Origin of the sequence: Mycobacterium heidelbergense (assembly GCF_050205645.1) — a bacterium.
Taxonomy (GTDB): domain Bacteria; phylum Actinomycetota; class Actinomycetes; order Mycobacteriales; family Mycobacteriaceae; genus Mycobacterium; species Mycobacterium heidelbergense_A.
On the sequence record NZ_JBNMQT010000006.1, the window covers coordinates 1 to 13,255 of the forward strand.

A 13,255-nucleotide genomic window follows, 5' to 3' on the forward strand; every position below is an offset into this window, starting at 1 on the left:
GGACCGGGGGGCGGCGCGGTCGCAGACGGCGAATTGCCCAGGGCCAGCAGCATTTCCGCGGTGCGTTGGGATAGCTGCCAGCCACCCTGGAAGGGCGTGAACTCCATCGGGAACGTGAACTTGCCGTGGTTCGCCCGCGGGGTGTTGACACTGACCGTCGCCATCACGTCGGACGGATTCTTGTCGGACCACGCGAGGTTGTTCGCCGCGAAGGTCATCGGCAAATAGCCGTTATCCCGCAGCGCGTTGGTGAACTTGTCCAGAGTGGCCGCACTCTCGGGGGTTGCCCCCTCGACCAGGCTGACCTTGTTGACGCCCGGAACGCTCGGGTCGGCGAGCCGGTTCAGCACCTCGGTGAGCGCTTCGGGCGGGGGCAGCGGCGCGGTCGGCGGAGCCACGATGACGGGACTCGACGCGGCGGGCACCGGCGCCGACGGACTCGACGACGCAACCTTGGGTTCCTTGTGCGAGCATCCCGAGAGCCCGATGACCGCCAGGGCGATGGCGGCACTTAACGCAACGGGCAGGTTTCGGTGCATCCGATCGACTCAGTCGCGTGCTATTAGCGCACGCCTGATTCTTGCAGCGGGGTGGCGGCGGGTGTCGGGCCAACGGATGCAATGCAAGTCACACCTGCCGTCGTCGCGGCGATGTCCGCGACGGCCGCCACGCCTGTGGCGAGGGCTTTTGGGATCACAGGTGTCCTTTCGGTGGTCCCGAATCGACGCTGAGGTTACCAGCGGGAGCAATGACGCGAATTTTGACGGCATTTGACTCCGCACATCTGGCGGCAATCGCCGGTAGCGTTGAACTATCCACCGCGTTATTCGGGGCGGGAAAGGAGCGCAACATGGGTGACTCAGAGCGTTCTGAAGCATTCGGCACAGCTAGCGAAACCGACATGTCCAGCGACGATGCTGCCGAATTGGAACAGTTACGCCGTGAGGCAGCGATGCTGCGCGAGCAACTGGACCACGCGGTGGGGCCGCACGGCGCCGCCCGCTCCGCCCGCGACGTGCATCAGCTCGAAGCCCGCATCGACTCGTTGGCCGCCCGCAATTCCAAATTAATGGAAACTCTTAAAGAGGCCCGCCAACAACTGCTTGCATTGCGCGAGGAAGTCGACCGGCTCGGGCAGCCGCCCAGCGGCTACGGAGTTCTCCTCTCCGCGCACGACGACGAAACCGTCGACGTGTTCACCTCGGGCCGCAAGATGCGCCTGACCTGCTCGCCCAACATCGACGTCACGGTGCTGCGTAAGGGCCAGACCGTCCGGCTCAACGAGGCCCTGACCGTCGTCGAGGCCGGCACGTTCGAATCGGTCGGCGAGATCTCCACTCTGCGCGAGGTGCTCGCCGACGGCCACCGCGCGCTCGTCGTCGGACACGCCGACGAGGAACGCATCGTCTGGCTGGCCGAGCCGCTGGTTGCCGAGGACCTGCCCGACGGCGTTCCCGACGCCCTCAACGACGACACCAAGCCCCGCAAGCTGCGCCCCGGCGACTCGCTGCTGGTCGACACCAAGGCCGGCTACGCCTTCGAGCGCATCCCCAAGGCCGAGGTCGAAGACCTGGTGCTGGAAGAGGTGCCAGACGTCAGCTACCAGGACATCGGCGGCCTCACCCGCCAGATCGAGCAGATCCGCGACGCCGTCGAGCTGCCGTTCCTGCACAAGGAGCTTTACCGCGAGTACGCGCTGCGCCCGCCCAAAGGTGTGCTGCTCTACGGACCTCCCGGCTGCGGCAAGACGCTGATCGCCAAGGCGGTCGCCAACTCGTTGGCCAAGAAGATGGCCGAGGTGCGCGGCGACGACTCCCGCGAGGCGAAGTCGTACTTCCTGAACATCAAGGGCCCCGAGCTGCTGAACAAGTTCGTCGGTGAGACCGAGCGACACATCCGGCTGATCTTCCAGCGGGCGCGGGAGAAGGCGTCCGAAGGAACGCCGGTGATCGTGTTCTTCGACGAGATGGACTCGATCTTCCGGACCCGCGGCACCGGGGTCTCCTCGGACGTCGAGACCACCGTGGTGCCGCAGCTGCTCAGCGAGATCGACGGCGTCGAGGGACTCGAGAACGTCATCGTGATCGGTGCGTCCAACCGCGAGGACATGATCGATCCCGCGATCCTGCGACCGGGGCGTCTGGACGTGAAGATCAAAATCGAGCGGCCCGATGCCGAAGCGGCACAAGACATCTACTCGAAGTACTTGACCGAGGCCCTGCCGGTGCACGCCGACGATCTCGCCGAGTTCGGCGGTGACCGTACGGCCTGCATCAAGGCGATGATCGAAAAGGTCGTCGACCGGATGTACGCCGAGATCGACGACAACCGGTTCCTGGAGGTCACCTACGCCAACGGTGACAAGGAAGTCATGTACTTCAAGGACTTCAACTCCGGGGCGATGATCCAGAACGTCGTCGACCGGGCGAAGAAGAACGCCATCAAGTCGGTGCTGGAGACCGGTCAACCGGGTCTGCGCATTCAGCACCTGCTCGATTCGATCGTCGACGAGTTCGCCGAGAACGAGGACCTGCCCAACACCACCAATCCCGATGACTGGGCACGGATTTCGGGCAAGAAGGGCGAGCGGATCGTCTACATCCGCACCCTGGTCACCGGCAAGTCGTCGAGCGCGTCGCGCGCCATCGACACCGAATCGAACCTGGGCCAGTACCTGTAGCGCTAGCTTCGTCCGGCTTCGGCCGGCCCTCGCCGTCGCGCGACACATAACCAGTTGCGACGACACGCCGAGCACGGTCGCAATGCTTTATGTCTCGATGTCTGGGCATGTCTCGGCGGACGCGCCGGGGCCCGAATTGCTACCGGGTTACTCGAATTCGAGCGTGTAGCTGTTCGTCAGGTCGTCCTGCGTGACCTGGGCGGGACGAGTCCTGGTGTCCACCCGCAGTGTTTCGGTGAGCACGCGCGGCTCATACCGCCACCCGTCGGGCAGGTTCAGGCGGCCGGCCAGGCCGGGCAGGTCGGCTCTCGAGAGGTTGGGGTCGACGACCTGGCTCCAGGTCTGCATGACCCAGCGCCGCCCGTCGGGCTCGACGAGTTCATACACCTCAGCACCGGCGTCGAAGACGAAGACCGTATTGCGGCTCACCTCGTTGGCGCTGTAGGGCGCGGGGTTCATCGACGACATCGCGACGGTGGCCTGCTTGATCATTTCGATTCCGCCGAACGTCTTTCGCTCCTGCGGGCCCTGCGGCTCCTTTTCGATGGCGTTCATCAGCCAGTAGCGCGGACCGTTGAGCAGAGCCGCGGCCGCACCGTTTTCGGCGGCGATGGCCTGCGCGTCGAGTTTCGACCACAGCTCGGCGGGACAATCGTTGAGCGGGAAGCTGTTGTAGACGGTGGCCTGCGGACCCGATTCACCGACCTCCACGAGAAGTACCTCGCCGTAACGCTTCCCGGACAGGTCCTCGGCCATCAGGCGAAATTAATCATTGGCGTGAGCGCCGTCAACAGCGCGCCCGTCAACAGCGCACCCTGTCAGCGCGACGGCGCCGCGGTAGCGGTTGCGCGCGATCAGCGTGGTGCGCAGGTCGTCGATCAGCGGGTCGAGGAACGTCGAGCGGTACTCGCCGTCGCCGGCCGCGCGGGCGCTGATGTACATGAACGTCAGCGCGCCGAGGAAAAGCGTCATATGGATCAGCGAATCCGGCACCTGGAGCGTCAATCCCAACACCGTCGAGGTGCTTTTGTAGGTGTGGGTCCACTCGTTGAGCAGCTCCGGGCTGAGGATGATCAGCCCCAGGATGAAGTAGATGGCGGTGGTGACCACCGCCACCACCAGGATCTGCGCCAGCTGCGAGGCGGCGAGCACGAACACGACATTGGCGCGTTCGGTCCTTTTCAGCGGGGCGCAGTCATGCGTATCGAGCATCGTCGCGAAGGGCGTGCCGGCAAGCTTGTCGGTGTCGTCCGGCCCGGTGTCATCGGGCTGCGTGTCATTGGGCCGGACCGTCGTCGAGCGCAGCATCGGCCGCACTCGTTCGAGGGTGGCCGACACGACGAATGCCGCGGCGATCGAAACCAGGAACGCCATCGCCAGGACCAGCCGCTGACCGCTGATCGTCGCGGCCATCAGCCAGACGTAGGTGTTGAAGAACACCAACGCGGTCAGCAGCACCACCGGCAGCGCCCGCACGGCCAAGGCGCCGACGGTGGCAAGGTGCGACAGCATCATCCGCACCGCCCAGCCCACCACCGAACCCGCGCCGCCGCCGGTCAGGATCAGCACCGCGGCCACGACGACGGCTTCCTGCACCAGCTGCGAGGGCCCGCCCACCGTCGCCGCGACGCACGCCACGACGACGACCGCGATCGTCGCGACGCCGGCGCGGGTGCGTCCGCTGCGTGACCGGGACACCATCCAGCCGACGATGGCCATCAGTGGAAGCGCCAGCCCGATGATCGCGAGCACGATCCATTCGGAAGTTGTCGGCTCCCCGGTGATCTCGACGTCGTGGCCGCCGGTGATCAAGTAGACCGGCAGGACGCAGGCTTGCAACGTCGCGTAGGCGGCCAGCATGGGAGCCGACCGCGGCCAGAGCCGTCGCCACCGCGCCCGCCTGGTGAGCACCGAGGGCAGGCCGCGCTCCAAGAACCAGCTTTCGGCCGCGGAGCCCGCCGTCTCCCGGCTGTCCGTCCCGTGGCCCGAACTCTGGCCCAGCGAGAGGTCCATGCCGGCTCACCCTAGTGTCGAAACGGCCCGCGCGGAGGCTGTTGCCAGGCTCAATTCGGAGCCCGGCAATAAGACCGGCGATGCGCCCGGCTCACCCCCGCTTCGGGGGCCGCGTCGTCGCCGGGCCTATCTTGAAGTAATGCAACGGATTATCGGGACGGAGGTTGAGTACGGCATTTCGTCGCCGTCGGACCCGACCGCCAACCCGATCCTGACCTCGACGCAGGCGGTGCTGGCCTATGCCGCTGCCGCCGGTATCCAGCGCGCCAAACGCACCCGCTGGGACTACGAGGTGGAATCGCCGCTGCGTGACGCCCGTGGCTTCGACCTGAGCCGGTCGGCCGGGCCGCCGCCGGTGGTCGACGCCGACGAGGTCGGTGCGGCCAACATGATCTTGACCAACGGGGCGCGGCTGTACGTCGACCACGCCCACCCGGAGTACTCGGCACCGGAGTGCACCGACCCGCTGGACGCGGTGATCTGGGACAAGGCGGGCGAGCGGGTGATGGAGGCCGCCGCCCGGCACGTCGCGAGCGTGCCCGGGGCGGCGAAGCTGCAGCTCTACAAGAACAACGTCGACGGCAAGGGCGCGTCCTACGGGTCGCACGAGAACTACCTGATGTCCCGGCAGACGCCGTTCTCGGCCATCATCGCCGGGCTCACCCCGTTCCTGGTGTCGCGGCAGGTCATCACCGGATCCGGCCGCGTCGGCATCGGGCCCTCCGGTGACGAGCCCGGGTTCCAGCTGTCGCAGCGCTCCGACTACATCGAGGTCGAGGTCGGGCTGGAGACCACGCTCAAACGCGGCATCATCAACACCCGCGATGAACCCCACGCCGACGCGGACCGGTACCGCAGGCTGCACGTCATCATCGGAGACGCCAACCTCGCCGAGACGTCGACCTATCTGAAACTGGGCACCACGGCGCTGGTGCTCGACCTGATCGAAGAGGGCCCGGAACACGGGATCGACCTGACCGACCTGGCGTTGGCCCGGCCGGTGCACGCCGTCCACGCGATCAGCCGCGACCCGTCCCTGCGGGCCGCCGTGGCCCTGGTCGACGGGCGCGAGCTGACCGGCCTTGCGCTGCAACGCATCTACCTCGATCGGGTGGCCAAGCTGGTCGACAGCCGCGACCCCGACGCGCGTGCGGCCGACATCGTCGAGACGTGGGCGCACGTGCTCGATCAGCTCGAGCGCGACCCGATGGACTGCGCCGAGCTGCTGGACTGGCCGGCCAAGCTGCGGCTGCTCGAGGGTTTCCGCCAGCGGGAGAACCTGAGCTGGTCGGCGCCCCGGCTGCACCTCGTCGACCTGCAATATTCGGACGTCCGGCTGGACAAAGGCCTCTACAACCGGCTGGTGGCGCGGGGCTCGATGAAGCGTCTGGTCAACGAACACCAGGTCCTCGACGCGGTCGACAACCCGCCGACGGACACCCGCGCGTACTTCCGCGGCGAGTGCCTGCGCAGGTTCGGCGCCGATATCGCCGCGGCCAGTTGGGACTCGGTGATCTTCGACCTGGGCGGCGATTCGCTGGTGCGCATCCCGACGCTGGAGCCGCTGCGGGGCAGCAAGGCACACGTCGGGGCGCTATTGGACTCCGTGGACAGCGCGGCCGAACTGGTGGAACAACTCACCAGCTAGGCCCGTTAAACGGGGAAACGTCGGCGTTGACCGGTACTGTAGGAAAGACCAGCGGGCGTGTGACTTGGCTCTAAAATGAGTCGATAACCAAGCAGGAGGCGGCGATGGCTCAGGAGCAGACCAAGCGTGGCGGTGGCGGCGGTGACGATGACGATGTCACCGGTACCACAGCCGCGGGCCAAGAGCGCCGCGAGAAGCTAGCCGAGGAGACCGACGATCTGCTCGACGAGATTGACGACGTCCTTGAGGAGAACGCGGAGGACTTCGTCCGTGCGTACGTCCAAAAGGGCGGACAGTGACCTGGCCGTTTTCTGATCGTCTGCCAATCAACTCGGCATTTTCCGGAACCTCAGGGATAAACCAGTCCTCGTTCGCTGATCTATTGCGCCACCACGCGCCCGAGCTGCTGCCCGCGGTCCTCGGCGGGGGTCAATCGGGGAGCGGTCAGTCGGGGAGTGGCCAATCCGGGAGCGGTCAACCCGGTGGGCAATTTCCGCATGGCACCACGATCGTCGCGCTGAAATACCCCGGCGGTGTCCTGATCGCCGGCGACCGGCGTTCCACGCAGGGCAACATGATCTCCGGCCGCGACGTGCGGAAGGTGTACATCACCGACGACTACACCGCCACCGGCATCGCCGGCGTGGCCGCGATCGCCGTCGAGTTCGCCCGCCTTTACGCGGTGGAACTCGAGCACTACGAGAAGCTCGAAGGCGTACCGCTCACCTTTGCCGGCAAGGTCAACCGGCTGGCGATCATGGTGCGCGGTAACCTGGCGGCCGCCATGCAGGGGCTGGTGGCCCTGCCGCTGCTGGTGGGCTACGACATCCACGCGGCGGATCCGGAAAGCGCCGGCCGCATCGTCACTTTCGACGCCGCCGGCGGCTGGAACATCGAAGAAGAGGGGTATCAGTCGGTGGGGTCGGGATCGATCTTCGCCAAGTCTTCGATGAAGAAGCTGTATTCGCAGGTCACCGATGCCGATTCGGGGTTGCGGGTCGCCATCGAGGCGCTCTACGACGCCGCCGACGACGATTCGGCCACCGGCGGCCCGGACCTGGTCCGCGGCATCTACCCGACGGCGGTCACCATCGGCGCCGACGGGGCGGTCGACGTGCCGGAGAGCCGCATCTCCGAGTTGGCTCGTGAGGTCATCGAAAGCCGTTCGCGCGCTGACACTTTCGGTCCCGACGCCGAGCCGCGGGGTGACAAGTGAGTTTCCCGTATTTCATTTCCCCCGAGCAGGCGATGCGCGAGCGCAGCGAGCTCGCGCGCAAGGGCATCGCGCGGGGCAAAAGCGTGGTGGCGCTTGCCTACTCGGACGGTGTGCTGTTCGTCGCGGAGAACCCGTCGCGGTCCCTGCAGAAGATCAGCGAGCTTTACGACCGCGTCGGCTTTGCGGCGGCGGGCAAGTTCAACGAGTTCGACAACCTGCGCCGCGGCGGCATCCAGTTCGCCGACACCCGGGGTTACGCCTACGACCGCCGCGACGTCACCGGCCGGCAGCTGGCGAATGTCTACGCGCAAACGCTGGGCACCATCTTCACCGAGCAGGCCAAGCCGTATGAGGTCGAGCTGTGCGTCGCCGAGGTCGCGCACTACGGCGAGACGAAACCACCTGAGCTGTATCGGATTACCTACGACGGGTCGATCGCCGACGAGCCGCATTTCGTGGTGATGGGCGGCACCACCGAGCCGATCGCCAACGCGCTCAAGGAGTCCTACGCCGAGAACGCTGATCTGCACGACGCGTTGCACATCGCGGTCGACGCGCTGCGGGCCGGCAGCCCCGACGGCTCGAACGGCGATCAGGCCTCCCTCGAAGTGGCCAGCCTGGAGGCCGCCATCCTGGATGCCAACCGGCCGCGTCGCGCATTTCGCCGGCTTGGCCGTTCCACCCTGGAACGCCTGCTCGGCCAGACCGGTTCGAAGGGCCCCAAGTCCGACGACGAATCCGACGACGATTCCTAAGGCGGACGCGTTGTACTGATGCCCGATAACATCCGTGGGCGCGGCACGCTCACGGTCGCGGTCTGACAACCAGTACCCTCAATTGTGTGCAGCGTCGAATTATGGGCATCGAGACCGAGTTCGGTGTCACCTGCACGTTTCACGGCCACCGGCGCCTGAGCCCGGACGAGGTCGCGCGTTATTTGTTCCGCCGCGTCGTGTCCTGGGGCCGCAGCTCCAACGTTTTCCTGCGGAACGGCGCGCGCCTGTACCTCGATGTCGGCAGCCATCCCGAGTACGCCACCGCCGAATGCGACAGCCTGGTCCAGCTGGTCACGCACGACCGGGCCGGCGAATGGGTGCTGGAAGATCTGCTGGTCGACGCCGAGCAGCGGCTTGCCGATGAGGGCATCGGCGGCGACATCTATCTGTTCAAGAACAACACCGATTCGGCGGGCAACTCCTACGGCTGCCACGAGAACTACCTGATCGTGCGGGCCGGCGAGTTCTCCCGGATCTCCGACGTGCTGCTGCCGTTCCTGGTCACCCGCCAGCTGATCTGCGGGGCGGGCAAGGTCCTGCAGACGCCCAAGGCCGCCACCTTCTGCTTGAGCCAGCGCGCCGAGCACATCTGGGAGGGAGTCTCGTCGGCCACCACCCGCAGCCGCCCGATCATCAACACCCGCGACGAGCCGCACGCGGACGCGGAGAAGTACCGCCGGCTGCACGTCATCGTCGGCGACTCCAACATGTGTGAGACCACAACCATGCTCAAGGTGGGCACCGCGGCGCTCGTGCTGGAGATGATCGAAGCCGGTGTCCCGTTCCGCGACTTCTCGCTGGACAATCCCATCCGCGCCATCCGCGAGGTCAGCCACGACATCACCGGCCGGCGGCCGGTGCGGCTGGCGGGCGGGCGTCAGGCCAGCGCGCTGGACATCCAGCGGGAGTACTACAGCCGCGCCGTCGAGCATCTGCAGGTTCGAGAGCCCAACGCGCAGATCGAACAGGTCGTCGACCTGTGGGGCCGGCAGCTCGACGCCGTCGAGAGCCAGGACTTCGCGAAGGTGGACACCGAGATCGACTGGGTCATCAAGCGCAAGCTGTTCCAGCGGTACCAGGACCGCTACGACATGGAGCTGTCCGACCCGAAGATCGCCCAGCTGGATCTGGCCTACCACGACATCAAGCGCGGCCGCGGCGTCTTCGACCTGCTGCAGCGTAAGGGCCTGGCCTCGCGCGTCACCACCGACGAGGACATCGCGGAAGCCGTCGACCAGCCGCCGCAGACCACCCGCGCACGGCTGCGCGGCGAATTCATCAGCGCCGCCCAGGCCGCGGGCCGCGACTTCACAGTCGACTGGGTACACCTCAAACTGAACGACCAGGCCCAGCGCACCGTGCTGTGCAAAGACCCGTTCCGGGCCGTCGACGAGCGGGTCAAGCGGCTGATCGCCAGCATGTAGGCGCGGAAACGCTGGGCAACCAACCCCTTTAGGCTGGTGCAAATGGCGACCTCGAAAGTCGAACGGCTGGTGAACCTCGTCATCGCCTTGCTGTCCACCCGCGGCTACATCACCGCCGACAAGATCCGGTCCAGCGTGGCGGGCTACTCGGATAGCCCCAGCGCGGAGGCGTTCTCGCGGATGTTCGAGCGCGACAAGAACGAGTTGCGCGACCTCGGCATCCCCCTCGAAGTCGGCAGGGTTTCGGCGCTGGACCCCACCGAGGGCTATCGCATCAACCGCGACGCCTACGCGCTGCCGCCCGTCGAGCTCACGTCGGACGAGGCGGCCGCGGTCGCCGTCGCCACCCAGCTATGGGAGTCGCCCGAGCTGATTACCGCGACCCAGGGCGCGTTGCTCAAGCTGCGCGCCGCCGGTGTGGACGTCGACCCCTCGGATGAAGGCGCCCCGGTGGCCATCGCCTCCCCGCCCGGGGTGCCGGGCCTGCGCGGGTCGGAGGATGTTCTCGGAATCCTGTTGTCGGCCATCGATTCTCGCCAGGCGGTGCAATTTCCGCACCGGCCGTCACGGGCCGAGCCGTTCACCACACGCACCGTCGAGCCGTGGGGTGTGGTCACCGAGAAGGGCCGCTGGTATCTCGTGGGCCACGACCGCGACCGCGACGCCACCCGGACTTTCCGGCTCTCGCGGATCGGCGCGGAGGTCGTTCCGATCGGTTCGGCCGGCGCGGTCACCGTGCCCGACGACGTCGACCTGCGCAAGATCGTGGCCCGGATCGTCGCGGAAACGCCGACGGGCGGGCAGGCACTCGTGTGGGTCGCCGACGGACGGGCCACGGCACTGCGCCGGACCGGACGGTCCACCGGTGAGCGACAACTGGGTGGCCGCGACGGCGAGGTGCTCGAATTCGACATCGGCTGGAGCGATCGGCTGGCGCGGGACATCGCCGGCTACGGGGCCGACGCCGTTGTGCTCGAGCCGCAGTCGCTGCGCGACGATGTGCTAGACCGGTTGCGCGCGCAGGCGGGGGTTGAGGCCTCATGACCCGCGCCGGCGACGATGCAGAGCAAAAGAGCGATGTGGGGGCACCTCCCGCTTGCGGGGGAGAGGAGCGGCGCCCATGACCCCGGTGTCCACCCGCCTGGTTCGGCTGCTCAACATGGTGCCGTATTTCCAGGCCAACCCACGGGTCACGCGCGCCAAGGCCGCCGCCGATCTCGGGGTGTCGGCCAAGCAGCTCGAAGAGGACCTCAATCAGCTGTGGATGTGCGGTCTTCCTGGCTACTACCCGGGTGATCTCATCGACTTCGAATTCTCCGGAGACAAGATCGAGGTGACGTTCTCGGCGGGCATCGACCGGCCGCTGAAGCTCACCTCGCCCGAGGCCACCGGCCTGCTGGTGGCGCTGCGGGCGCTGGCCGACATTCCCGGCGTGGTCGATCCGGAAGCCGCGCGCAGCGCGATCGCGAAGATCGAGGCCGCCGCGGGCGCGGTCGGGCACGACGCCACGGGTATCGCGGCGGCCGTCGATGAGCAGGCACCGGTCGAGAGCCGGGCCGCGGCCGCGGTACGCACGGCGGTGCAGTACAAACACGCGCTTTCCATCGACTACTACGCCGCGTCGCACGACACCTTGACCAGCCGCATCGTCGACCCCATCCGGGTGCTGCTGATCGGCGGCCAGAGCTACCTGGAGGCCTGGTCGCGGGACGCCGAGGGGGTTCGGCTGTTCCGCTTCGACCGGATCGTGGAGGCCACCGAGCTGGGCGAGCCCGCCGCCGCGCCCGAATCGGCGCTGCACGCGCCGCCGGACACGTCCCTGTTCGACGGAGATCCGTCGCTGCCGTCGGCCACGCTGCGGGTCGCGCCCTCGGCGTCGTGGATGCTCGAGTACTACCCGATGCGCGACGTGCGCGAGTTGCCCGACGGGTCATGCGAGGCGGTCATGACCTACGCCTCCGAGGACTGGATGACGCGCCTGGTGATGGGCTTCGGCTCGGCCGTGCGGGTGCTCGCTCCCGCGTCGCTCGCGCAGCGGGTACGGGATTCCGCGGCGGCGGCGCTCGAGTCGTATCAGGTCGCGGCCCAGGGGTGAAGCAGCGCGGGACCTGGCCGGCGCGGCGCGGGGAAACCGGCAGTACTCGCTACTGCGGTAGCATCGGGTGGACGTCTGGAGGTAATCAAAGTGGGCAGTCTTAGTCCGTGGCACTGGGCGATCCTCGCTGTCGTAGTGGTTCTGCTCTTCGGTGCCAAGAAGCTCCCCGATGCGGCGCGCTCGCTGGGTAAGTCGATGCGCATCTTCAAGTCCGAGATGCGGGAAATGCAGACGGAGAACAAAGACCAAACGCCGTCCCTGCAGACCCCGTCGGAGTCCCCCGCGGTGAATCCCCAGCCCGTGCAGTCGGAGCGGGTCGACCCGCCCAAGGCGAGCGAGCAGGGCCACCACGAAGCGCGGCCCGCGTAGCCCGGCGTACTCGCGGTTAGCCGTCGCGGTTCCCGAGCGCCACTGACCGAGCGTCGTGAAACTTTTCAAGACTTCAGCGCGCACCGCTGCCTTGCTGAAGCGGCTCAACCCTCGTTACCGGCGCAGCCGTACCAACCCCGACGCGACCATGTCGCTGGTCGATCACCTGACCGAGCTGCGTGCCCGATTGTTGATCGCCTTGGCCGCGATCCTGATCACCACGATTTTCGGGTTCGTCTGGTATTCGCATTCGATCTTTGGGCTGGAGAGCCTCGGCGAGTGGTTGCGCCATCCCTACTGTTCGCTGCCGCAGTCGGCGCGCGCCGAGATCAGCCCCAACGGTCAGTGCCGCCTGCTGGCCACCGCGCCGTTCGACCAATTCATGCTGCGGCTGAAGGTCGGGATGACGGCCGGGATCGTGCTGGCCTGCCCGGTGTGGTTGTACGAGCTCTGGGCGTTCATCACGCCGGGCCTCTACCAGCGGGAGCGACGCTTCGCGATCGCGTTCGTGATCCCGGCCGCGGTGCTGTTCATCGGCGGTGCGGTGCTGGCCTACTTCGTGCTGTCCAAGGCGCTGGGCTTCCTGTTGACCGTGGGCAGCGACGTGCAGGTGACCGCGTTGTCCGGAGACCGTTATTTCGGCTTCCTGATCAACCTGCTGATCGTGTTCGGCGTCAGCTTCGAATTCCCGTTGCTGATCGTGATGCTGAACATGGTGGGGATGCTGACGTATGAGCGGCTCAAGTCGTGGCGGCGCGGCCTGATCTTCGCGATGTTCGTGTTCGCGGCGGTGTTCACGCCCGGTTCCGATCCGTTTTCGATGACGGCGCTGGGGGTCGCGCTGTCGGTGTTGCTGGAGTTCGCAATCCAGATCGCTCGCCTGCACGACAAGCGGAAGGCCAAGCGCGAAGCGCAGGCGGCGATCCCCGACGACGAAGCGTCTGTCGTCGAGGAGCCCGAGCCCATACCCGAGCCGTCGTTCACCGCCGGGCAGCATGACGACGTCACTTAGCGACCGGCGTCCCGTTATGCGC

Annotated in this window: 13 protein-coding genes; 10 read left to right on the top strand and 3 right to left on the bottom strand. The window is 67.0% G+C overall.

Features of this window, described 5'->3' with window-relative positions; all coding sequences use genetic code 11:
- Window positions 1-539 (bottom strand): hypothetical protein (locus tag ACQI5H_RS08035; RefSeq protein WP_427078875.1); only part of this gene is annotated, 539 nt, incomplete at its 3' end.
- 311 nt (window positions 540-850) lie between these two features.
- On the opposite strand from ACQI5H_RS08035, the gene arc reads away from it, so the two are divergent.
- Window positions 851-2,680, top strand: a complete 1,830-nt coding sequence (arc, locus tag ACQI5H_RS08040) for a proteasome ATPase (protein WP_427078876.1) — start codon at window positions 851-853, stop codon at window positions 2,678-2,680.
- Window positions 2,681-2,827: 147 nt separating this feature from the next.
- On the opposite strand, the gene ACQI5H_RS08045 is transcribed toward arc, so the two are convergent.
- Together ACQI5H_RS08045 and ACQI5H_RS08050 are read right to left on the bottom strand one after the other, a co-directional pair.
- On the bottom strand, window positions 2,828-3,436 hold the full coding sequence (locus ACQI5H_RS08045; protein ID WP_427078877.1) for a hypothetical protein: 609 nt from the start codon (window positions 3,434-3,436) through the stop codon (window positions 2,828-2,830).
- Window positions 3,437-3,445: 9 nt separating this feature from the next.
- On the bottom strand, window positions 3,446-4,693 hold the full coding sequence (locus ACQI5H_RS08050; protein WP_427078878.1) for a hypothetical protein: 1,248 nt from the start codon (window positions 4,691-4,693) through the stop codon (window positions 3,446-3,448).
- 139 nt (window positions 4,694-4,832) lie between these two features.
- Here ACQI5H_RS08050 and dop point away from each other — a divergent pair, with 139 nt between their 5' ends.
- The 9 genes from dop to tatC all read left to right on the top strand — a co-directional run bounded on the left by dop (window position 4,833) and on the right by tatC (window position 13,233).
- Complete coding sequence (gene dop / locus ACQI5H_RS08055; RefSeq protein WP_076115347.1) at window positions 4,833-6,341, top strand: pup deamidase/depupylase; 1,509 nt, start codon at window positions 4,833-4,835, stop codon at window positions 6,339-6,341.
- 104 nt (window positions 6,342-6,445) lie between these two features.
- A complete protein-coding gene (locus tag ACQI5H_RS08060; RefSeq protein WP_076058487.1) occupies window positions 6,446-6,640 on the top strand; it encodes a ubiquitin-like protein Pup in 195 nt (64 codons plus the stop codon).
- Entirely contained in the window at window positions 6,637-7,557 is a 921-nt protein-coding gene (prcB, locus tag ACQI5H_RS08065) for a proteasome subunit beta (protein ID WP_427078879.1), read from the top strand. The genes ACQI5H_RS08060 and prcB overlap by 4 nt, the downstream gene beginning before the upstream one ends.
- A complete protein-coding gene (gene prcA, locus ACQI5H_RS08070) occupies window positions 7,554-8,312 on the top strand; it encodes a proteasome subunit alpha (RefSeq protein WP_427078880.1) in 759 nt (252 codons plus the stop codon). The genes prcB and prcA overlap by 4 nt, the downstream gene beginning before the upstream one ends.
- 86 nt (window positions 8,313-8,398) lie before the next feature.
- Complete coding sequence (pafA, locus tag ACQI5H_RS08075; protein WP_427078881.1) at window positions 8,399-9,757, top strand: Pup--protein ligase; 1,359 nt, start codon at window positions 8,399-8,401, stop codon at window positions 9,755-9,757.
- 42 nt (window positions 9,758-9,799) lie between these two features.
- A complete protein-coding gene (locus ACQI5H_RS08080; RefSeq protein WP_427078882.1) occupies window positions 9,800-10,801 on the top strand; it encodes a helix-turn-helix transcriptional regulator in 1,002 nt (333 codons plus the stop codon).
- Window positions 10,802-10,877: 76 nt separating this feature from the next.
- On the top strand, window positions 10,878-11,852 hold the full coding sequence (locus ACQI5H_RS08085; RefSeq protein ID WP_427078883.1) for a helix-turn-helix transcriptional regulator: 975 nt from the start codon (window positions 10,878-10,880) through the stop codon (window positions 11,850-11,852).
- 90 nt (window positions 11,853-11,942) lie between these two features.
- On the top strand, window positions 11,943-12,221 hold the full coding sequence (tatA, locus tag ACQI5H_RS08090; RefSeq protein ID WP_427078884.1) for a Sec-independent protein translocase subunit TatA: 279 nt from the start codon (window positions 11,943-11,945) through the stop codon (window positions 12,219-12,221).
- A 55-nt stretch (window positions 12,222-12,276) separates the two neighbouring features.
- Entirely contained in the window at window positions 12,277-13,233 is a 957-nt protein-coding gene (gene tatC / locus ACQI5H_RS08095) for a twin-arginine translocase subunit TatC (RefSeq protein ID WP_427078885.1), read from the top strand.
- Window positions 13,234-13,255 lie beyond the last annotated feature (22 nt).